This is a genomic window from Streptomyces acidiscabies, from assembly GCF_020010905.1.
Classification (GTDB): domain Bacteria; phylum Actinomycetota; class Actinomycetes; order Streptomycetales; family Streptomycetaceae; genus Streptomyces; species Streptomyces acidiscabies.
In genome coordinates this window covers 313,785-333,816 of record NZ_JAGJBY010000002.1, presented here as the reverse complement: position 1 = coordinate 333,816, position 20,032 = coordinate 313,785, and the positions used below count along the sequence as shown (strand labels likewise).

At 71.8% G+C, this 20,032-nt stretch carries 23 protein-coding genes and 3 tRNA genes; 4 read left to right on the top strand and 22 right to left on the bottom strand.

What is annotated here, in order from left to right; all coding sequences use genetic code 11:
- Nucleotides 1-4: 4 nt before the first annotated feature.
- From J8M50_RS28480 to J8M50_RS28455, 6 genes are all read right to left on the bottom strand, one after another.
- On the bottom strand, nucleotides 5-1,060 hold the full coding sequence (locus J8M50_RS28480) for a UDP-N-acetylmuramate dehydrogenase (protein WP_010354300.1): 1,056 nt from the start codon (nucleotides 1,058-1,060) through the stop codon (nucleotides 5-7).
- A 125-nt stretch (nucleotides 1,061-1,185) separates the two neighbouring features.
- Nucleotides 1,186-1,614: a MaoC family dehydratase gene (locus J8M50_RS28475; protein ID WP_010354301.1), complete on the bottom strand. Its 429-nt coding sequence runs from the start codon at nucleotides 1,612-1,614 to the stop codon at nucleotides 1,186-1,188.
- 8 nt (nucleotides 1,615-1,622) lie between these two features.
- Nucleotides 1,623-2,078 carry a MaoC family dehydratase N-terminal domain-containing protein gene (locus tag J8M50_RS28470; RefSeq protein WP_010354302.1) on the bottom strand — a complete coding sequence of 152 codons (456 nt, stop codon included), beginning with the start codon at nucleotides 2,076-2,078 and terminating at the stop codon, nucleotides 1,623-1,625.
- 102 nt (nucleotides 2,079-2,180) lie between these two features.
- Nucleotides 2,181-2,345 (bottom strand): 50S ribosomal protein L33, encoded by a 165-nt coding sequence (gene rpmG / locus J8M50_RS28465; protein ID WP_003948671.1) that lies wholly within the window; start codon nucleotides 2,343-2,345, stop codon nucleotides 2,181-2,183.
- A gap of 90 nt (nucleotides 2,346-2,435) precedes the next feature.
- Nucleotides 2,436-2,508: transfer RNA gene (locus J8M50_RS28460), tRNA-Met, on the bottom strand.
- 46 nt (nucleotides 2,509-2,554) lie between these two features.
- A tRNA-Thr gene (locus tag J8M50_RS28455) sits at nucleotides 2,555-2,627 on the bottom strand.
- Between the two features lie 226 nt (nucleotides 2,628-2,853).
- Here J8M50_RS28455 and J8M50_RS28450 point away from each other — a divergent pair.
- A complete protein-coding gene (locus J8M50_RS28450) occupies nucleotides 2,854-4,095 on the top strand; it encodes an amidohydrolase family protein (RefSeq protein WP_010354305.1) in 1,242 nt (413 codons plus the stop codon).
- 120 nt (nucleotides 4,096-4,215) lie between these two features.
- Nucleotides 4,216-4,872, top strand: a complete 657-nt coding sequence (locus J8M50_RS28445; protein ID WP_010354306.1) for an SDR family oxidoreductase — start codon at nucleotides 4,216-4,218, stop codon at nucleotides 4,870-4,872.
- A gap of 69 nt (nucleotides 4,873-4,941) precedes the next feature.
- On the opposite strand, the gene J8M50_RS28440 is transcribed toward J8M50_RS28445, so the two are convergent.
- Nucleotides 4,942-5,154, bottom strand: a complete 213-nt coding sequence (locus J8M50_RS28440) for a hypothetical protein (RefSeq protein ID WP_010354307.1) — start codon at nucleotides 5,152-5,154, stop codon at nucleotides 4,942-4,944.
- A gap of 116 nt (nucleotides 5,155-5,270) precedes the next feature.
- Nucleotides 5,271-5,352: transfer RNA gene (locus J8M50_RS28435), tRNA-Tyr, on the bottom strand.
- Nucleotides 5,353-5,578: 226 nt separating this feature from the next.
- On the opposite strand from J8M50_RS28435, the gene J8M50_RS28430 reads away from it, so the two are divergent.
- Complete coding sequence (locus J8M50_RS28430) at nucleotides 5,579-6,067, top strand: YajQ family cyclic di-GMP-binding protein (protein ID WP_010354308.1); 489 nt, start codon at nucleotides 5,579-5,581, stop codon at nucleotides 6,065-6,067.
- Between the two features lie 80 nt (nucleotides 6,068-6,147).
- On the opposite strand, the gene J8M50_RS28425 is transcribed toward J8M50_RS28430, so the two are convergent.
- Complete coding sequence (locus J8M50_RS28425; RefSeq protein WP_010354309.1) at nucleotides 6,148-6,414, bottom strand: GlsB/YeaQ/YmgE family stress response membrane protein; 267 nt, start codon at nucleotides 6,412-6,414, stop codon at nucleotides 6,148-6,150.
- 233 nt (nucleotides 6,415-6,647) lie between these two features.
- Between J8M50_RS28425 and J8M50_RS28420 the strand changes: the two genes are divergently transcribed.
- Nucleotides 6,648-7,916 carry an APC family permease gene (locus J8M50_RS28420; protein WP_010354310.1) on the top strand — a complete coding sequence of 423 codons (1,269 nt, stop codon included), beginning with the start codon at nucleotides 6,648-6,650 and terminating at the stop codon, nucleotides 7,914-7,916.
- A 4-nt stretch (nucleotides 7,917-7,920) separates the two neighbouring features.
- On the opposite strand, the gene J8M50_RS28415 is transcribed toward J8M50_RS28420, so the two are convergent.
- The 13 genes from J8M50_RS28415 to J8M50_RS28355 all read right to left on the bottom strand — a co-directional run bounded on the left by J8M50_RS28415 (nucleotide 7,921) and on the right by J8M50_RS28355 (nucleotide 19,973).
- Nucleotides 7,921-8,163, bottom strand: a complete 243-nt coding sequence (locus J8M50_RS28415) for a hypothetical protein (protein ID WP_010354311.1) — start codon at nucleotides 8,161-8,163, stop codon at nucleotides 7,921-7,923.
- Nucleotides 8,164-8,271: 108 nt separating this feature from the next.
- Nucleotides 8,272-8,664: a YccF domain-containing protein gene (locus J8M50_RS28410; RefSeq protein ID WP_010354312.1), complete on the bottom strand. Its 393-nt coding sequence runs from the start codon at nucleotides 8,662-8,664 to the stop codon at nucleotides 8,272-8,274.
- Complete coding sequence (gene htpX / locus J8M50_RS28405; RefSeq protein ID WP_010354313.1) at nucleotides 8,661-9,524, bottom strand: zinc metalloprotease HtpX; 864 nt, start codon at nucleotides 9,522-9,524, stop codon at nucleotides 8,661-8,663. Before htpX ends, J8M50_RS28410 begins: the two co-directional genes overlap by 4 nt.
- Nucleotides 9,525-9,688: 164 nt before the next feature.
- The gene (locus J8M50_RS28400) at nucleotides 9,689-11,200 is read right to left on the bottom strand and encodes an NADH-quinone oxidoreductase subunit N (RefSeq protein WP_010354314.1); all 1,512 of its coding nucleotides are present in this window, start codon (nucleotides 11,198-11,200) and stop codon (nucleotides 9,689-9,691) included.
- On the bottom strand, nucleotides 11,197-12,771 hold the full coding sequence (locus J8M50_RS28395; protein WP_010354315.1) for an NADH-quinone oxidoreductase subunit M: 1,575 nt from the start codon (nucleotides 12,769-12,771) through the stop codon (nucleotides 11,197-11,199). The genes J8M50_RS28400 and J8M50_RS28395 overlap by 4 nt, the downstream gene beginning before the upstream one ends.
- Nucleotides 12,772-12,777: 6 nt before the next feature.
- The gene (locus J8M50_RS28390; RefSeq protein ID WP_010354316.1) at nucleotides 12,778-14,664 is read right to left on the bottom strand and encodes an NADH-quinone oxidoreductase subunit 5 family protein; all 1,887 of its coding nucleotides are present in this window, start codon (nucleotides 14,662-14,664) and stop codon (nucleotides 12,778-12,780) included.
- A complete protein-coding gene (gene nuoK / locus J8M50_RS28385; protein WP_010354317.1) occupies nucleotides 14,661-15,029 on the bottom strand; it encodes an NADH-quinone oxidoreductase subunit NuoK in 369 nt (122 codons plus the stop codon). Before nuoK ends, J8M50_RS28390 begins: the two co-directional genes overlap by 4 nt.
- A complete protein-coding gene (locus tag J8M50_RS28380) occupies nucleotides 15,029-15,703 on the bottom strand; it encodes an NADH-quinone oxidoreductase subunit J family protein (RefSeq protein ID WP_075661301.1) in 675 nt (224 codons plus the stop codon). Before J8M50_RS28380 ends, nuoK begins: the two co-directional genes overlap by 1 nt.
- Entirely contained in the window at nucleotides 15,700-16,278 is a 579-nt protein-coding gene (locus J8M50_RS28375; protein WP_010354320.1) for a NuoI/complex I 23 kDa subunit family protein, read from the bottom strand. Before J8M50_RS28375 ends, J8M50_RS28380 begins: the two co-directional genes overlap by 4 nt.
- Nucleotides 16,278-17,246: a complex I subunit 1/NuoH family protein gene (locus J8M50_RS28370; protein ID WP_010354322.1), complete on the bottom strand. Its 969-nt coding sequence runs from the start codon at nucleotides 17,244-17,246 to the stop codon at nucleotides 16,278-16,280. The genes J8M50_RS28375 and J8M50_RS28370 overlap by 1 nt, the downstream gene beginning before the upstream one ends.
- Nucleotides 17,243-18,904 (bottom strand): NADH-quinone oxidoreductase subunit C, encoded by a 1,662-nt coding sequence (locus J8M50_RS28365; RefSeq protein ID WP_010354324.1) that lies wholly within the window; start codon nucleotides 18,902-18,904, stop codon nucleotides 17,243-17,245. The genes J8M50_RS28370 and J8M50_RS28365 overlap by 4 nt, the downstream gene beginning before the upstream one ends.
- Nucleotides 18,901-19,536, bottom strand: a complete 636-nt coding sequence (locus J8M50_RS28360; protein ID WP_075661302.1) for an NADH-quinone oxidoreductase subunit B — start codon at nucleotides 19,534-19,536, stop codon at nucleotides 18,901-18,903. Before J8M50_RS28360 ends, J8M50_RS28365 begins: the two co-directional genes overlap by 4 nt.
- A 29-nt stretch (nucleotides 19,537-19,565) precedes the next feature.
- A complete protein-coding gene (locus tag J8M50_RS28355; protein WP_010354326.1) occupies nucleotides 19,566-19,973 on the bottom strand; it encodes an NADH-quinone oxidoreductase subunit A in 408 nt (135 codons plus the stop codon).
- Nucleotides 19,974-20,032: the final 59 nt, after the last annotated feature.

Genomic DNA, 20,032 nt, shown 5'->3' with positions numbered 1-20,032 from the left:
CCTTTCAGAGGCTGACGCCCACCATCACCGGCTCGTTCACCAGCGTCACCCCGAACGCCGTCTCCACCCCGGCGACGATCTCGCGGGCCAGCGCGAGGAGGTCCTCCGTGGTGGCGGTGCCCCGGTTCGTGAGGGCGAGGGTGTGCTTCGTGGACAGGCGCGCGGGGCCGGGGCCGTACCCCTTCGTGAAGCCGGCGCGGTCGATGAGCCACGCGGCGGACGTCTTCGTGTGCCCCTCCCCCGCCGGGTAGGCGGGCGGTTCGGTGCCCTCGCCGAGCCGCTCCCCCACGCGCGCGCGGAACGCCGCGAACTCGGCGTCCGCGAGGATCGGGTTGGTGAAGAAGGACCCGGCGGACCAGGTGTCGTGGTCCTCGGGGTCCAGCACCATCCCCTTGCCCGCGCGCAGCTTGAGCACCGTCTCGCGCGCGGCGCCGAGCGCGACCCGCTCCCCCGCCTCGACGCCGAGCGCCCGCGCGGTCTCGGCGTACTTCAGGGGCGCCGACAGCCCGCCCGCGTCCTCCAGAGCGAACCGCACGCGCAGGACGACGTACCGCTCGGGGTCCGCCTTGAAACGGCTGTGGCGGTACGAGAAGGCGCACTCGGCGGCGGACAGCGTGACCGTCTCGCCCGCGCGCCGGTCGTAGGCGACGACCTCGGTGATCGTCGAGGAGACCTCCTGGCCGTACGCCCCGACGTTCTGGATCGGCGTCGCGCCCGCCGACCCGGGGATCCCGGCGAGGCACTCGATCCCGGCGAGCCCGGCGTCCACCGCGCGCGCGACGGCGTCGGTCCACACCTCGCCCGCGGCCAGCTCCAGCGTCGTACCGCTCAGCTCGCTCCCGCGCGTGGCGATGCGCAGGGCCGTGCCGTCGAAGCCCTTGTCCCCGACGACGAGGTTGGAGCCGCCGCCGACGATCAGCAGGGGGGTTCCTGCCGCGTCGGCCTCGCGCACGGCCTCGATCACCTCGGCGTCGGTGGTGGCGGTCACCAGGCGGGAGGCGGGGCCGCCGAGCCGGAACGTGGTCAGCGGGGCGAGCGGAGCGTCGTGAAGTTCGAGCACGCGGCCAAGCCTACGAGACGGCACTGACAACGCCGGTCCCCCGCCGGGCACGTGTAAGGGGCGCCTCGCCCTGGAGAACGCCCCTTACATCGCCGTACGCGTGCGCGCCTGTCGCACGGAAAACCTCAGGCCAGGCGGACGACCGCCCGGGACATGCCGAGGACCTTCTGGCCGGCGCTGGTGACGGTGAGGTCGACGCGGACCGTGTTGTCGTCGAGCTTGGCGGCGACCTTGGCGGTGACCTCGATGAGGGCGCCCTCGTCGTCGTTGGGGACGACGACGGGCCTGGTGAAGCGGACGCCGTAGTCGACGACCGCGCCGGGGTCACCGGTCCAGTCGGTGACGACGCGGACCGCCTCGGCCATGGTGAACATGCCGTGCGCGATGACGTCCGGGAGGCCCACCTCCTTGGCGAACCGCTCGTTCCAGTGGATCGGGTTGAAGTCGCCGGAGGCGCCCGCGTAACGCACGAGCGTGGCGCGGGTCACGGGGAAAGTGCGGGCGGGCAGTTCGGTGCCGACCTCGACCTCGTCGTAAGAAATCTTCGCCGTCATGGGATTCCTCACGCCTCCTCGGTGGCCGCGCGGGCCACGAGCTTGGTCCAGGCGGTCACGACGTGCTCGCCGGCCTCGTCGTGGACCTCGCCGCGGATGTCCACGATGTCATTGCCGGCCATCGACTTGACGGCCTCGATGGTGCTGGTGACGCTCAGCCGGTCGCCCGCGCGCACGGGGCGGACGTACGTGAACTTCTGGTCGCCGTGCACGACGCGGCTGTAGTCGAGGCCCAGCTGGGGGTCCTCGATGACCTGTCCGGCGGCCTTGAAGGTGATGGAGAACACGAACGTCGGCGGGGCGATCACGTCCGGGTGACCGAGCGCCTTCGCGGCCTCGGGGTCCGTGTACGCGGGGTGGTCGTCACCGATCGCCACCGCGAACTCGCGGATCTTCTCCCGGCCCACCTCGTAGGGCTCGGTGGGCGGGTAGCTCCGCCCCACGAAGGACTGGTCGAGCGCCATGGGCCCGGCACCTCTCTGGTTGCTCTACTGACCGGTACTACCTGTTCAACGACGTGAGGCCGCCCCCGATCTCTCGGGGACGGCCTCACGTACGAGCCTGATTTATCGCGTTTCGCGGTGCGCGGTGTGCGCGTTGCAACGCGGGCAGTGCTTCTTCATCTCCAGTCGGTCCGGGTTGTTGCGCCGGTTCTTCTTGGTGATGTAGTTCCGCTCCTTGCACTCCACGCAGGCCAGCGTGATCTTCGGGCGGACGTCGGTGGCAGCCACGTGAGTGCTCCTTGACGAAACGGGTAGAAATGATTAACGCATGAAAGAGTAGCCGACTGGAGGACCGACCCCACAATCGGCTACTACTCGTAGCGGTGACCGGACTTGAACCGGTGACACAGCGATTATGAGCCGCTTGCTCTACCGACTGAGCTACACCGCTGTGATGAGATCCGTTCCCGCCTCGCGGCGGGAACCTCTCTCACCAGAGCCCCAATACGGAATCGAACCGTAGACCTTCTCCTTACCATGGAGACGCTCTACCGACTGAGCTATTGGGGCGAGCGAGGAAGACATTACACGCTCCTCGGGCGTACACCCAAATCCGTTGTCGGGCCCTGTGCGGCCCCGGTTTCCGGCCTGCCGCAAGGGTCTCCGGGGCCTCCCCCGCACGGCGGACCACACCGGTACGACTATTTCGTCCCTCCCTGACAGCGCCGGACGACCGCCCTAGGCTCGACTCACTCTGTGTGATCTTCCTCTGCCACCCTGGAGCCCCGGGAGCGCGATGCCCGACAGTCAGCCGCAGCCGTCCCCGTCGTCGCCCTCCGGCCCTCAGCAGGACCCGTCGGCCCTCCTGCTGTGCGGCGCCCGGCTCACCGACGGCAGGACCGTGGACGTACGGCTGGGCGGCGGGCGGATCGAGGCCGTCGGTACGGCGGGCAGCCTGACCGGCCCTCCCGCGCGCGGGGGCCGCGTCGATCTCTCCGGCTACCTCCTGCTCCCCGCCCCCGCCGAACCGCACGCGCACGCGGACACCGCGCTGTCCGCCGACACGGACGGGCCGGTGTCGTACGCCCCCGAGGACGTCCAGCGGCGCGCCACCGAGGCGGCCCTCCTCCAGCTCGGCCACGGCGCGACCGCCCTGCGCGCGCACGTGCGCGTGGGCGACGTCCAGGGGCTCGGCGCGCTCGGCGCCGTCCTCCAGGCGCGGCGTTCGCTGCGCGGGCTCGCGGAGCTGACGACCGTGGCGGTGCCCCGGCTGCTGACCGGGGTGGCCGGCGCGGACGGACTCGCGATGCTGCGGGACGCGCTGAAGATGGGCGCCTCCGTGGTGGGCGGCTGCCCCGACCTCGACCCCGATCCGACGGGGTACGTCCAGGCCGTCCTGGAGGTCGCCGCCGAGCACGGCTGCCCGGTCGACCTGCACACCGACGCCGCCGACCCCGGGCGCCTCGCGCGCATCGCCGCGCAGTGCGGGGGCCTGCGGCCCGGCGTCACGCTCGGCCCCTGCGGGGCGCTGCCCGCCGAGCACGCCTCCCGTACGGCCGACCAGCTCGCCGCCGCGGGCGTCACCGTCGTCTGCCTCCCCCAGGGCTCCTGCGGGGCCGTGGAGGGCCGCGGGACGGCTCCCGTGCGGCTCCTGCGGGCGGCGGGGGTGCGGGTCGCCGCCGGGAGCGGGGCGCTGCGGGATGTCTCCAACCCCGTGGGGCGCGGTGATCCGCTGGAGGCCGCGTATCTGCTGGCCTCGCGCGAGGGGTTGCGGCCCGAGGACGCGTACGACGCCGTCAGCGCGTCCGCGCGTGCGGTGCTCGGGTTGCCCGAGGTGCGGGTGGAGGCGGGGTTTCCGGCCGAGTTGCTGGCGGTTCGGGGGGAGCGGCTCGCGGGGGCGCTGTCGCTCGCCTACAGCCGGATCGTGATTCATCGGGGGCGGGTGGTGGCTCGGACGAGTGCGGTGCGGGAGTACTGCAATTCGGCTGTGGCCGCGGAGTTGGGGTTGCCTCGGCAGGGGCGGGGGGAGGTGTCGTAGGGGGCGGTGGGGGCGCCGAGGGGGCTGTGTGGCGTGGTGGCTCGTGAGCATATTTACCGACCGTCACACTTAAGGGGAGTCGTGCGGCGGACGGGGCTTCCCGGGCGTACGGTCGACAGCATGCGCATTGTCATCGCCGGAGGTCATGGTCAGATCGCGTTGCGGCTGGAGCGGTTGCTCGCCGCGCGCGGGGACGAGGTCGTGGGGATCATCCGCAAGGCCGAGCAGGGGGACGATCTACGCGCGGCCGATGCCGAACCGGTCGTCCTGGACCTGGAGTCGGCGTCCGCCGAGGAGGTCGCCGGGGTTCTCCGGGGCGCCGACGCGGCCGTGTTCGCGGCGGGTGCGGGGCCGGGCAGCGGGGTCGCGCGCAAGGACACCGTCGACAAGGGGGCGGCGGTTCTCTTCGCCGACGCGGCCGTACGCGCGGGCGTGCGCCGGTTCCTCGTCGTGTCCTCGATGGGCGCGGACGCCGGGCATGCCGGGGACGAGATCTTCGACGCCTACCTGCGCGCGAAGGGGGCCGCCGACGCGTACGTCCAGAGCCTGGGCGCCCTCGACTGGACCGTCCTGCGGCCCGGGGGTCTCACCGACGACGCCGGGACCGGGCTGGTGCGCCTGGAGGCGCGTACGGGGCGCGGCATGATCCCGCGCGACGATGTGGCCGCCGTACTCGCGGAGCTGCTGGAGACACCGGCTACGGCGGGGCTGACGCTGGAGCTGGTGGGGGGTTCCGCGCCGGTGTCCGTGGCGGTGAAGTCGGTGGCGGGGAACTGACGGGTCCTCAGGGGCGTTGTACGGCTGAGGGTGTGCGGTGGTGGGTGCTCGTACGGCGTGGTGCGCGGGTCAGAAGAGGGGCATCTGGCCCGGGAACTCGGGGACCGTGAAGCCGTCCAGCGACGGCTGGGCGGCGCCGAGTTGGGCTTGGCTGCGGGAGCCGGGGCAGGACGTCAGCTCGCCGGCCGCGCGGGCGCCGGGCGGGTCGTGCCGGGCGAACCGTCCGGCGACGACGGCGATCTCGCGGCGGCACTCGGGGCAGGTTCTGCGGCGGCTGGACATGAGGTCAGTGTGCCTCAGAGGGTGTGATCTTCTTCATGAGCCCGTCGCGGCGGCGCACATGACGAAGGGCCCGTGACCCACTGCTTGAGTGGATCACGGGCCCTTGCGTTCCCGTGTGGCGGCGCCAGGATTCGAACCTGGGAAGGCTGAGCCGGCAGATTTACAGTCTGCTCCCTTTGGCCGCTCGGGCACACCGCCGGGGGTTTGTCACCTGGTCCAGCCGCTTTTCGGCGGTGTTCCCTGGCAACGACGTAAACAATACCCGATGGGGAGGGGTGGTCCGCCACCCGATTGAGCTGCGCCCGGAGGTGATCGGGTGGCTAGGCTTGTCCGGACGTGGCCGGGGCTGTGCCGGGACAGGCACGGGCCCCCGAGGACGCCGCCACGCACTCGACACGCCCCCTGATACAAGGAGCCACAGGACATGGCCGACTCCAGTTTCGACATCGTCTCGAAGGTCGAGCGGCAGGAGGTCGACAACGCCCTCAACCAGGCCGGCAAGGAGATCTCGCAGCGCTACGACTTCAAGGGCGTGGGTGCCTCGATCTCGTGGTCCGGCGAGAAGATCCTGATGGAGGCGAACTCCGAGGACCGGGTCATGGCTGTCCTCGACGTCTTCCAGTCGAAGCTCATCAAGCGCGGGATCTCGCTGAAGGCGCTGGAGGCGGGCGAACCGCAGCTCTCCGGCAAGGAGTACAAGCTCTTCGCCGAGGTCAAGGAGGGCATCTCGCAGGACAACGCGAAGAAGGTCGCCAAGCTCATCCGCGACGAGGGCCCCAAGGGCATCAAGGCCCAGGTCCAGGGTGAGGAACTGCGCGTCAGCTCCAAGAGCCGTGACGATCTCCAGACCGTCATCGCGCTGCTGAAGGGCCAGGACTTCGACTTCGCGCTCCAGTTCGTGAACTACCGGTAGTCCGTGGGCCGGTGGGCCAGAAGGGCGGGTGCCTCGGCGCCCGCCCTTCTGGCGTGTCCGGGGGTTCGGTTCCGCGTGGTTCAGTCCCGCGAGTTGCCGAACAGGAGCCGGTAGACGATCAGCAGCACCAGCGAGCCGCCGATCGCCGCCGCCCAGGTCGCGCCGTCGTAGAAGTCCTTCGTCACCGGGTGGTCCAGCCAGCGCGCCGAGATCCAGCCGCCGACGAACGCGCCCGCGACGCCGATGAGGGTCGTGCCGATGAGGCCGCCCGGGTCGCGGCCCGGCAACAGGACCTTGGCGACGACTCCGGCCAACAGTCCCAGGATGATCCAACTGACGATGCCCATGCCCCGAACCTGCCCTTCCGCGCTGTGCGTCCGCTGTTCCTGCCGTGTGGGTCCGGTGAAAGTGGCGCGTCCCGCACCCGCCGCCGCACGTGCGTTCGTCCTGTGTTGGTGTGGACGACGTCGCGCCGGTACGCGCCGGTTCCTCCGGTCATTAGGGTGCGGCCCATGACACACGCGCCGGCCCGCCCGGCCCTCGCCACCCCGAGGCACCCCCTCTCCGGAAGGCGCCACCCATGACCGTCCCCTCCGGCTCCCCCACCGGACTCCGCCGCACCCTGGGGCTCGGGGACGCCGTCGTGATCGGGCTCGGGGCGATGATCGGCGCCGGTGTGTTCGTCGCCCTGGGGCCCGCCGCGCGGGTCGCCGGTACCGGTCTGCTGCCCGCCCTCGCGCTCGCCGCCGTGATCGCCTACTGCAACGCGACCGCCTCCGCCCGGCTGGCCGCCCGCTATCCGGCCTCGGGTGGTACGTACGTCTACGGCCGGGAGCGCCTCGGCGCGTTCTGGGGGTACCTCGCCGGGTGGGCCTTCGTCGTCGGGAAGACGGCGTCGTGCGCGGCGATGGCGCTGACCGTGGGGCTGTACGTCTGGCCGGCCCACGCGCACGCGGTGGCGGTCGCGTCGGTCCTGGTGCTGACGGCGGTGAACTACGGCGGCGTCCAGAAGTCGGCGTGGGTGACACGGGCGGTCGTGGCCGTGGTGCTGGCGGTCCTGGTGGCTGTCGTGGCCATGTGCCTGGGGGCGGAGGGTGCCGAGAGGTCCGGCGCGGGGCCGGCGGACATCGGGTTCTCCGGTGGGGCGGGCGGGCTGCTCCAGGCCGCCGGGCTGCTGTTCTTCGCCTTCGCGGGGTACGCGCGGATCGCGACCCTGGGCGAGGAGGTGCGGGATCCGTCGCGCACGATCCCCCGGGCGATCCCGCTCGCCCTGGGCGTCACGCTGGTGGTGTACGGGTGTGTGGCGGTCGCCGTCCTCTCGGTGCTCGGTGTCGACGGGCTGGGCGGGGCGGGTGCTCCGCTGGTGGACGCGGTGCGTGCGGCGGGCGTGCCCGGTCTGGTCCCCGTGGTGCGGGCCGGTGCGGCCGTCGCCGCGCTGGGATCGCTGCTCGCCCTGATCCTGGGGGTCTCCCGGACGACCCTCGCGATGGCCCGTGACCGGCATCTCCCCGGGGCCCTGTCCGCCGTCCACCCCCGCTTCCAGGTCCCCCACCGTGCCGAACTCGCCGTCGGCGCGGTCGTCGCCGTCCTGGCCGCCACCCTCGACGTCCGCGGCGCGATCGGTTTCTCCTCCTTCGGTGTCCTCCTCTACTACGCGGTGGCCAACGCCTCGGCGTGGACCCTGTCCCCGGCGCCGCTCGCGCGCCTGGTGCCGGTGGTCGGTCTCGCGGGGTGTCTGCTGCTGGCGTTCTCCCTTCCTTGGGTGTCGGTGGTGTCCGGGGCGGGGGTGCTGGTGCTGGGGGCGGTGGTGTACGGGGTGCGGCGGGGGTGGGTGCCGGGGAGGGGGTGAGCTCTCAGCGGGCCGCCCCCGTACGTATCCGGAACTCCGCCCACGGGGCCGTCTCGGTGTCGTCGTCCGGCTCCCCGTACCAGCCCTTCTCCTCCACCTGGTCCTCCAGCCACTGCGCGAGGCTCGGCGGGTCCAGGTACCAGGCGCCCTCGGCGTCCACGGCGGCGGGGAGTGAACTCCGGCCCTGGGGCCGGGTGGTGCGGGCCTTCCTCAGCACCCGGGTCAGCGACTGCTCGTGCTCGGTCATGGATTCATCGTGCACGCCGCCACTGACAATCGCCCTGACCTGTGGATAACCCCGGGCCTGTGGACAACTCGCTCACCCCGAAGTGGCTGTCCCCCGCCCCGGCAGGGTTCAGCGGGCGCCGAACGGTTCGTCCGTCGGGACGATCTCGCGGCCCAGGGGCATGAGGGAGACGGGGATGAGCTTGAAGTTGGCGATGCCGAACGGGATGCCGATGATCGTGACGCACAGGAGGAGGCCGGTGACGATGTGGCCCAGGGCCAGCCACCAGCCGGCCAGGACGAGCCACAGGACGTTGCCGACGCAGGACGGCGCGCCCGCGTCGCGGCGTTCGACGGTGGTGCGGCCGAAGGGCCACAGGGCGTAGACGCCGATGCGGAAGGCGGCGATCCCGAAGGGGATGCCGATGATCGTGATGCAGAGGAGGAGGCCCGCGCCGAGGTAGGCGAGGAAGAGCCAGAATCCGCTCAGGACGAGCCAGACGACGTTGAGGATGGTCTTCACGACTGGCGACCTGCCATCTTCTCCAGGCGGGCGATCCGCTCCGCCATAGGTGGGTGCGTCGAGAACATCTTGGAGAATCCCTGCCCCGGACGGAAGGGGTTCGCGATCATCATGTGGCTCGCGGTCTCGATCCGGGGCTCGGGCGGCAGCGGAAGCTGCTGGGTGCCGAGTTCGAGCTTGCGCAGCGCGCTCGCGAGGGCGAGCGGATCGCCGGTGAGCTGCGCCCCGGAGGCGTCGGCCTCGTACTCGCGGGAGCGGCTGATGGCGAGCTGGATGAGGCTGGCGGCGAGCGGTCCGAGGAGCGACAGCAGGAGCACGCCGATGATGCCGGGGCCGTCGTCGTCGTCGGAGCGGCCGATGGGGATCAGCCAGGCGAAGTTCGCCAGGAAGACGATCACCGAGGCGAGCGCCCCGGCGACCGAGGAGATGAGGATGTCGCGGTTGTAGACGTGGCTCAGCTCGTGCCCGATGACGCCGCGCAGCTCGCGTTCGTCGAGGAGGCGCATGATGCCGTCCGTGCAGCACACGGCCGCGTTGCGCGGGTTGCGGCCGGTCGCGAAGGCGTTGGGCGCCTCGGTCGGCGAGATGTACAGGCGGGGCATCGGCTGGCGCGCCTGCGTGGAGAGTTCGCGGACCATCCGGTACAGGGCGGGGGCCTCGAACTCGCTCACCGGGCGCGCGCGCATCGCGCGTAGAGCCAGCTTGTCGCTGTTCCAGTACGCGTACGCGTTGGTGCCGAGGGCGATCAGGACGGCGATGATCAGCCCGGTCCGGCCGAAGAAACCGCCGATGACGACGATGAGTGCGGACAGCCCCCCGAGGAGTACTGCGGTCCTGAGCCCGTTGTGCCGGCGGTGCACGGTACTCCCTCCAGGTCGTGCGGCAGGGGAACCCTTTGCTCGCTGATCTGCGGTCCTTCTGGTGTCACGTCCAGTGGACCCTCCTGTCCGTGTCAACGCCAGGCGAGCGCCACGAGTTCCCTCGCGCACGCGGGCGCGAGGGTTTCGGCCGTCCGGGTGAGGCCTCAGAACAGGGTGGTGTCGGCGAACCGCAGGACCAGCTGGGGCGCCCCGGACAGGACGACGCCGGCGGTGGCCGTGAGGGTGAGCGCGGCCGTCAGCGGGGCCGGGACGCGGTGCCGTACCGGCTCTCCCTCGGGCGCGGCGAACAGCAGGGCCGTCCAGCGGAGGTAGTAGAAGAGGGCGATCACGACGTTGACGGCCATGACGACGGCGAGCCAGCCGAGGCCCGCGTCGACGGCGGCCGAGAAGACGGTGACCTTCGCGAAGAGGCCGATGACGCCGGGCGGCAGGCCGGCGAGGCAGAGCAGGAAGAAGCCCAGCAGGAGCGCGGAGAGCGGGCTGCGGGCGTACAGGCCCCGGTAGTCCGTGAGGCGGTTGGCGGGGCTCTGACGGGCCACCAGGGCGGCCACGGCGAACGCGCCGAGGTTCACGGCGGCGTACATGAGGGCGTACGCGAGGGTGGAGCCCACGGCGCGGGCGGCGTCGTCCGTGTAGGCGGCCGAGGCGATCGGTACGAGGAGGTAGCCGGCCTGGCCCACGGAGGACCAGGCGAGGAGGCGTACCGCGCTGTACGCGCGCGTGGCGTGCTGGCGCAGGGCGGCGGCGTTGCCGACGGTCATGGTGAGCGCGGCGAGGCCCGCGAGGGCGGGGCCCCAGACGTCGCCGTACGAGGGGAGGGCGACCACGGTGACGAGGATCAGGCCGGAGAGACCGACGGCCTTGCCGACGACCGACAGGTAGGCGGCGATCGGCAGGGGCGCGCCCGTGTACGTGTCGGGGACCCAGAAGTGGAACGGGACGGCGGCCGTCTTGAAGGCGAAGCCGACGAGGGTGAGGACGACGCCTGTCTGGGCCAGGGTGTGGAACTGGCCGTCGACGTCCTGGATGCGTTCGGCCACCTGGGTGAGGTAGAGGGTGCCTGTCGTGGCGTACACGAAGCTGATGCCCAGGAGGCTGACGGCGGTGGCTGTGACGGACGACAGGAAGAACTTCAGGGCCGCTTCGGAGGAGCGTTTGTCGCCGTGGCGGATGCCGACCAGCGCGAAGGCGGGCAGGGAGGCGACCTCCAGGGCGACGATCAGGGTGGCGAGGTCGCGGGAGGCGGGCAGCAGGGCGGCGCCGGCGGCGGAGGACAGCAGCAGGAACCAGTACTCCCCTGCGGGCAGCGTCTTGCGCTCGTCCTTGAGGGCGGTGACGGACAGGAGGGCGGTCAGGAGGGCGCCGCCGAGCACCAGGAACTGGACGACGAGGGTGAAGCGGTCCGCTGTGTAGCTGCACGCGCGCGGGTCGCCGGCCGCGCAGAAGGTGGCGCGGTCGCCGTCCAGGAGGGGCAGCAGGAGGGCCGTGGCGGCGGCGAGTCCGGCGACGGAGAACCAGCCCAGGAGGTGCTTCCTCGCGTCCGGGAGGAACAGGTCGGCGACCAGGACGGCGAGGCCGACGACGGCCGTGCCGGTCGGCGGGGCGATCGCCGTCCAGTCGACCGACTGGACGACGGACTGCGCGAGGGCGCTCATCGGGGGCCTCCTGCGAGGAGCTGCTGCACGGCCGGGTCGGTGAGCCCGAGGAGGGCCTTGGGCCACAGGCCGCCGACGACGGTGAGGACGACGAGCGGGGTCCAGGCCGCGAACTCGTACGCGCGTACGTCCGTGAGGTGCGGGGCGTCCTGCGGGACGGCGCCCATGCACACGCGCCGGACGACGAGCAGGAGATAGGCGGCCGTCAGGAGGGTGCCGAAGGCGGCGATCGCCGTGAAGGTCAGGAAGGCCGGGCGGCTGAGGTCGCTCGCGGGGTCGAAGGCGCCGAACAGGGCCAGCATCTCGCCCCAGAACCCGGCGAGTCCGGGCAGTCCGAGGGAGGCGACGGCGGCGAACGCGAGGAGCCCGCCCAGGCGCGGCGCGCGGCCGTACAGGGCCGCTCCGGTCTGCCGGGCGAGGGTGTCGAGGTCGGTGCTGCCGGTGCGGTCCTTGAGGGCGCCGACGAGGAAGAACAGCAGGCCGGTGATGAGGCCGTGGGCGATGTTCGCGAACAGGGCGCCGTTCACGCCGGTCGGTGTCATGGACGCGATGCCCAGCAGGACGAAGCCCATGTGGCCGACGGAGGAGTAGGCGATGAGGCGTTTGAGGTCGCCGTTCGCGCCGGGCCTGACCAGGGCGAGGCAGGCCAGGGAGCCGTAGACGATCCCGACGACGGCGAAGGCGGCGAGGTAGGGCGCGAAGGTGCGCAGGCCGTCCGGGGCGACGGGCAGGAGGATGCGGACGAACCCGTAGGTGCCCATCTTGAGCAGGACGCCGGCGAGCAGGACCGAGCCGGTGGTCGGGGCGGCGGTGTGGGCGTCGGGGAGCCAGCTGTGCAGGGGCCACATCGGGGTCTTCACGGCGAGCCCTAGACCGATCGCCAAAGCGGCGGTGACCTGCACGGATGTGGTCAGGGACCGGCCGTTGTCAGTGGCGAGTGCGACCATGTCGAATGTGCCCGCTTTGACGCCGATCAGAAGCAGGCCGAGGAGCATGACGACGGAGCCGAGCAGCGTGTAGAGGATGAATTTCCAGGCCGCGCGGGTCCGGTCCTCGCCGCCCCAGCGGGCGATGAGGAAGTACATCGGGATGAGGACGGTCTCGAAGGCGAGGAAGAACAGGAGGAGGTCGAGGACGGCGAAGGTGGCGAGGGTGCCGCCCTCCAGGAGGAGCAGCAGGGCGACGAACGCCTTCGGGGACGGGCCCGCGGGCGGCTTGAAGTAGGAGTACAGCGCGCACAGGAAGGTCAGCAGCGCGGTCAGGACCAGCAGCGGGAGGGAGATGCCGTCGATGCCGAGGTGGATGCGTACGTCGAGTGCGGGGATCCAGCTGATGTCGGTGCCGGCCTGCATCTTCGAGGGGTGGTCGTGGTCGAAGCCCAGCGCGAGGGCGATCGCTGCGACGAGGACGGCGCCGGTCACGGTCACGCCGTGGCGCAGTACCGCCTGGTCCGGTGATTTCCCCTTCAGCCCCGGCGGGGCGGGCAGGAGGGCGGCGACGGCGCCGAGGAGTGGGCCGGCGACGGTGAACGCCAGAAGGAACTGCATCACGGACTCGTTGATACCGATCACGGCCGCTCACCCTCCCGAGGCGACGAGAAGGACGGTCACCGCGAGGACGACGGTGCCGGCGAGCAGGGCGCTCACATAGGTCTGGACGTTGCCGGTCTGGGCCCGCCGTACGGCGGTGCCGAGCCAGCGGGGCAGGGCGGCGGCGCCGCCCACGTAGCCGTCGACGACCTCGCGGTCGAGGAAGCGGACCAGGCGCGCGGCGGACTGGACCGGGCGCACGAACAGGGCGTCGTAGACGGCGTCCAGGTGGAAGCCGGTGGCCGCGTGGCGGTGCAGGGGGCCGAGCAGGAGGCGTCCGGGGTCGGCGGGGTCCCGGGCGGCGGTGGCCGTCAGGTGGCGCCAGGCGCCGTACGTGATCAGGGCGCCGACCAGGGCGAAGCCCGTGCCGAGGACGGAGGTGGTGAGGGTCGGGGCGAGGGAGGTGCCGTCGAACCAGTCGGGAAGCGTGGCGTAGGCGAGGCCGCCGAGAGCCAGGGACGGGAGGGCGAGGACCCAGAGGACGACGGTCATCGACAGAGGCTGGCGGCCGTGGTCGGGGGCTTCGGGGCCCCGGCCGTGGAAGGCGAGCAGCCACAGGCGGGCCGCGTAGGCGGCGGTCAGGAGGGCGGTGAGCAGGGCGGCGACGAGGACGGTCCAGCCCGCGGCGGCGGGGGCGTGCTCGGTGTGGCCGGTGACGACGTGTTCGGCGGCGCCGAGGACGGACTCCTTGGAGAAGAAGCCGCTGAACGGCGGGATCGCGGCGAGCGCGAGGAGCGCCACGGTCATCGTCCAGTACGCGTCCGGCACGCGGGCGCGCAGGCCGCTCGTACGGGACAGGGCGGCCAGGGAGTTCGTACCGGCCGCGTGGATGACCGCGCCGGCCGCGAGGAACAGCAGCGCCTTGAAGGCGCCGTGGGACAGGAGGTGGAAGACGGCGGCGCCGCGGTCGCCGACGGCGAGGGCGCCGGTCATGTAGCCGAGCTGGCCGATCGTCGAGTAGGCGAGGACGCGTTTGATGTCGTCCTGCGCGAGCGCGGCGAGTCCGGAGCCGAGCATCGTCACGGCGGCCATCACCGCGAGGACTCCCATGGCGGCGTGCGACGCCTCGAAGACCGGCAGCAGGCGGGCGACGAAGTAGACGCCGGCGGCGACCATCGTCGCGGCGTGGATCAGCGCGGAGACGGGCGTGGGGCCCGCCATCGCGTCCGGGAGCCAGGTGTGCAGCGGGAACTGCGCCGACTTGCCGGCCACGCCCGCGAGGAGCAGCAGGGCGATCAGGGTCGGGTGGTCCAGGCCGCCGTGCGTGACGGCGTCGAGGATCGTCGTGATCCGGAACGACCCGGCGTCCGTGGCCAGCGCGAACAGGCCGATCAGGAACGGGACGTCGCCGAGCTTCGTGACCAGGAACGCCTTGATCGACGCGGCGCGCGCCTCGGGGGTCTCCCAGTAGTGGCCGACCAGGAAGTACGAGCAGATGCCCATGACCTCCCAGCCGACGAGGAGCACGATCAGGTCGCCCGAGTAGACGACCAGGAGCATCGCGGCGGTGAACAGGGAGACGAGGGCCGCGTACGAGGGGTAGCGGGGGTCGTCGCGGAGGTAGCCGGTCGAGTAGATCTGTACGCAGGTCGCGACGAGGGCGACCAGGACGGCGACGAGGGCCGCGAAGCCGTCGATGTGCAGGGCGAGCTCGACGGGGATGGAGCCGGTGGGGGTGAGTTCCGTCGCCGCGTCGACGGCGGCGCCGCCTCCCTGGCGCACGGCGACCAGGGCGGCCAGCGCGAGGGCGGTGAGCGGGGGCAGGACGGCCAGGGGGCGGACGTAGCCGGGGGCCGTGCGGCCCAGGAGGAGGCCGGCGAGTGCGCCGAGGAACGGCAGGAGGGGGACGAGGGCGGCGAGGGTGGTCGTGGTCACGCGGCGGCCTCGGCCTTCTCGTCCCTCGGGTGCGTGGTGTTCTCCGGGGTCTCCGCTGTGTCGCGGAGTCTGTCGATGTCCGAGGTGCCTCGGTTGCGGTACACGGCGAGGACGATCGCGAGGCCGATGCCGATCTCCGCCGCGGCGATCGCGATGGTGAACAGGGTGAGGGCCTGGCCGGAGTGGAGGGTGCCCTCGGCGGTCTTGCTGAGCCAGACGTCGAAGGCGACGAGGTTGAGGTTGACCGCGTTGAGCATCAGCTCGACCGACATCAGGACCAGGATCGCGTTGCGGCGGGCCAGGACTCCGTAGAGGCCGGTGCAGAAGAGGAGGGCCGAGAGGACGGCGGGGTAGGCGAGGTGCATCAGCGGGCGCCTTCCTGCTCGGTCGGGGGGTTGGGGTCGGCGGGGGATTTCGGGGGCCGCGAAGTTTTTTCGAAATCTGTGACCGGATGGGAACTCTGCGTGACCGGCCGGGCGTTCTCGGGGGGAGAGCTCGTATCCGCTTTCGCTTTGCGGGACAGGACGATCGCGCCGACCAGTGCCGCGAGGAGGAGGACGGAGAGGGCCTCGAAGGGCAGGACCCAGTGCCGGAAGAGGCTCTCGCCGGTGACCTTCGTGGAGCCGGCCGCCGGGCCGTCGAGGTCGATCCAGGTGGTGCGGAAGGCGTCGGCGACCACCCAGACCAGGGCGATGGCGGCGACGGCCGCGACCGCGAGGGCGGGCCACCGGTTCCCGGAATCGGCGTCCGGGGAGCGGCCGATGGGGGCGCGGGTGAGCATCAGACCGAAGAGAAGGAGGACGACCACGGAACCGACATAGATGAGGACCTGCACCCAGGCGATGAACTCCGCCGTCAGCAGCAGGTATTCGACGGCGAGTCCTCCGAGGGCCACGACCAGCCAGAGAGCCGCGTGCACCAGCTGTCTGGTGGTCACGGTCACCAGGGCGGCGCCGAGGGTCAGCAGGCCGACCAGCAGGAACGCGACCTCGACACCGGTCGGCGAGAGAAAGCCGTGCGGCGCTTGGGCGAGAGTCACCGCCGGCCTCCCGGGGGGTCGGTGGGGGCGGGGCCGGTGGGCGTGGGCTGTTGGGTGGCGGTCAGTTTCTCCGCCGTCTTGCGGGCCGCTGCCAGTTCCTTCGGTTCCTCCGCGCCGGGGTCCAGCGGGGGTGGGGGCGGGACCGTCCACATCCACTCGCGGAGTTTGTCCCGCTCGTGGGTGAGGTCGCGGATGTCGGTCTCGGCGTACTCGAACTCGGGGGACCAGAAGAGGGCGTCGAAGGGGCAGACCTCGATGCAGATACCGCAGTACATGCAGAGGGAGAAGTCGATGGCGAAACGGTCGAGGACGTTGCGGCTGCGCTCGCGGCCACCGGGCGCGGCGGCGGGGATCGTCTCCTTGTGGGAGTCGATGTAGATGCACCAGTCGGGGCACTCGCGGGCGCAGAGCATGCAGACCGTGCAGTTCTCCTCGAACAGGCCGATGACGCCTCGGGTGCGGGGCGGGAGGTCGGGCTGGACGTCGGGGTACTGCTCGGTGACGGACCGGCGGGTCATCGTGCGGAGGGTGACGGCCAGACCCTTGGCCAGGCCGGAGCCGGGGATCGGAGGCACTAGGAGATCACCACCTTGACGACGCCGGTGACGGCGATCTGGGCGAGGGAGAGGGGGACGAGGAGGGTCCAGGAGAGCTTCTGGAGCTGGTCCTCGCGCAGGCGGGGATAGGTGACGCGGAGCCAGATCACGACGAAGGCGAGGAGGGCGGTTTTCAGGAGGGTCCACACCCAGCCGAGGCCGTCGGCGCCCCAGGGGCCGTGCCAGCCGCCCAGGAAGAGGACGGTGGTGAGGCCGCACAGGACGACGATGCCGGCGTACTCGGCGAGCAGGAAGAGGGCGAAGCGCAGGCCGGTGTACTCGGTGTAGGCGCCGAAGATGATCTCCGAGTCGGCGACGGGCATGTCGAAGGGCGGGCGCTGGAGTTCGGCGAGGCCGGCGATGAAGAAGACGATCGCGCCGACGAGTTGCCAGGGCAGCCACCACCACTCGAAGGCGTCGAGGATGCCGGGCAGGGAGACCGTGCCGGCCGCCATCGCGACGGAGGCGGCGGTGAGGAGCATCGGGAGTTCGTAGGCGAGGAGCTGGGCGGCGGTGCGCAGGCCGCCGAGGAGGGAGAACTTGTTGGCGCTGGCCCAGCCGGCCATGAGGGAGCCGAGGACGCCGACGCCCATCACGGCCAGGACGAAGAAGATCCCGGCGTCCAGGACCTGGCCGACCGCGCCCTCGCCGGGGCCGATCGGGATCGCGAGCAGGACGAGGAGGTACGGCAGCAGGGCCACGGCCGGGGCGAGCTGGAAGACGCGGCGGTCCGCGCCCGCCGGGACGATGTCCTCCTTCTGCGCGAACTTGACTCCGTCGGCGACGAGTTGGGCCCAGCCGTGGAAGCCGCCCGCGTACATGGGGCCGAGGCGGCCCTGCATGTGGGCCATGACCTTGTGTTCCGTCTGACCCACGAGGAGGGGGAAGGTGAGGAAGACGACGAAGACGATCAGCAGACGCAGAGTGACGTCGAGCGCGTCGTTCACTGCGGGCCTCCCGAGGGGGTGTCGTCGTCTTCGGCGGGGGGTTCGGGGGCCGGGGGTTTCGGGGTGGTGCCGGGGGTTTCCGGTCGTCCGGCTTCGGGGGTGGGCTCTGGAGTCGGGGTGCCGGGTTGTTCAGCTGCGGGGGTCGGCACTGGGGTCGGAGTGCCGGGGGTGCCCGGTCGTCCAGCTTCGGGGGTGGGCTCCGGAGCTGGGATGCCCGGTTGTTCAGCTGCGGGAGTCGGCCCTGGGGCCGGAGTGCCAGAGGTGCCCGGTCGCTCGGCTTCGGGAGTGGGCTCTGGGGCCCGGGTGTTGGGGGCCGGTTCGCCAGGGGGTGGGGCGTCGAAGGCCGGGCGGGCGTGGTGCCAGGGGGCGTCGGCGCTTCGGGGGGTGGTGGTTGCCGGGGGTGTATCGGGTGTCGTGTCAGGAGCGGCTGGGGTCGGGGCGTCCGCTGTGGGGGCCGTCGTACCGCTGTCGGTTTCCGAAACTCCCGCCGTACCCAGCGACTGGCTGGCCGAACCCTGCGACGCCGAGCGGTTGCGGCGGGCGGGGCGGCCGTCGGGGGTCGTTGTCTCCGGGGGCGGAGTGCCGGTGGTGCCTGTTTGGCTCGCGGAACCGTCGGAGGCCGAGCGGTTGCGGCGGGCACCCGGAGGCGTTGCGCCCTCCAGAGTGGGGCTTCCGGCCGGGCCCGCTTGACTCACCGAACCCTCGGAGACCGAGCGGGTACGGCGGGCACCCGGAGCCGTCGTGCCCTCCGAGGTGGGGACTCCAGCCGGGCCCGCTTGACTCACCGAACCCTCGGAAGCCGAACGGGTGCGGCGGGCACCCGGAGATGTTGTGGCTTCCGGGGTGGGAGTTTCGGTGGGGTTCGTTTGGCTGGCCGAGCCCTGTGATGCCGAGCGGGTGCGGCGGGCCGGGCGGTCGGGACGGGGTGTGGGCGGGGTGGTTGTGGCACCCGCAGGTGGGGCCGCAGGTGTGGCGACCGCTGTTGCAGGGCCCTCGGGTGTGGCGCCCGCTGTTGCGGAACCCACCGGTGTGGGGGCCCCCGGCGTGGGAGTCCCCGGCGTGGGGCGGGGGCGGCGGGAGGGTGGGGTGGGGAGTTGGCCCTTCTGGGGGCCCCATTCGTTGGGGTCCGGGACTCCTGGGGGGAGGGGCTGGCGACGTTTGGGGGATGCGTGGTCCGACTCGCCTGGGTCCTTGGCGCCGGGCCAGGGTTTGGCGGCTCTGGCCACCAGGACGAAGTCCTTGCGCAGGGGGTGGCCTTCGAAGGTGTCCGGGAGGAGGAGGTGCGTGAGGGAGGGGTGGTCCGTGAAGACCACGCCGAACATTTCGTGGGTCTCGCGTTCGTGCCAGGCGGCGCCCGCGTAGATGTCGACGGCTGTGGGGAGGGCCGGGGACGCGTGCGGGACCGTCGTACGCAGGAGGAGGCGGCGGAGGGGGGAGAGCGCGACTACGTGTGCGGCTACGCGGAAGCCCGTGCCGGGTTCGTCGACGGCGCTGAGCCAGTCGAAGTACGTGCAGGTCAGGGCCGTACGGGCGGTACGCAGCGCGGTGAGCCAGGCGGCCGGGGGGACGTCGACCGTGAGGACGTCGTACGACTCGTCCGCGACGGCGTCGGGGCCGAAGAGGTCCTGGACGGGGGCCGGGAGCCAGCCGGTGGTCATCGCGGGGTGCCCTTCGGCTCGGGGGCCGGGAGCAGGCCGCTCTGGAGGGCGGCCGGGGAGGGGCGGGTGCCGTAGCGGTCGGCCAGGGACTCGCGGGCAATCTTCTCCTGGAGCTTCAGGATGCCCTGGAGCAGCGCCTCGGGGCGGGGCGGGCAGCCGGGGACGTACACGTCGACGGGGATGATCTGGTCGACGCCCTTGGTCACCGAGTACGAGTCCCAGTACGGGCCGCCACAGTTGGAGCAGGCGCCGAAGGAGATGACGTACTTCGGCTCGGGCATCTGCTCGTACAGCCGCTTCACGGCCGGCGCCATCTTGTCGGTGACCGTGCCGGAGACGACCATCAGGTCGGCCTGGCGGGGTCCCGGCGCGAACGGGATCACGCCGAGGCGGATGAAGTCGTGGCGGGCCATGGACGCGGCGATGAACTCGATCGCGCAGCAGGCGAGGCCGAAGTTGAAGACCCACAGGGAGTAGCGGCGGCCCCAGTTGAGGACGACCTTCATGGGCTCGGGGGCGAGCCGGGCGAGCGCGCCGAGGCGTTTGGGCTCGGGGAGGTACACGGGTGACGGGGCTACGGCAGCGGCCTCGCTCGCCGGCGTCGTACCTGTCGTACCCGTAGTACCCGTCATACCCGTAGTCCCTCCGGCCGACCCCGGTGTCACGTCCATTCCAGGACGCCCTTCTTGTATGCGTAGAGCAGGCCCACGGTCAGGAACCCCAGGAAGATGAACATCTCGGCGAGTGTGGTCGCGCCGTAGCCCTCGGCGGCGAAGACCGTCGCCCACGGGAAGAGGAAGATGGAGTCGACGGCGAAGATGACGTACAGGAAGGCGTAGACGTAGTACCGGACCTGGGTATGAGCCCAGCCCTCGCCGACCGGGTCGACGCCGCACTCGTACGTCATGAGTTTCTCCGGCGTCGGGACGACGGGCCGCAGCAGGCGGCTCGCGCCGAACGCCACGGCCACGAACAGCACGCCGACGACGGCGAGCAGTCCGACGGCCGAGTACGACTGGAAGTAGTCCGCCGCGAGCGCGGTCCCCGGGGCGCCGGTCGATTCCCGCACGTCCGTCCCTTCGCTGCCGAGCTGTCAGTGCTGTCTGAGCTGCCTGTTGTCCGCTGTCC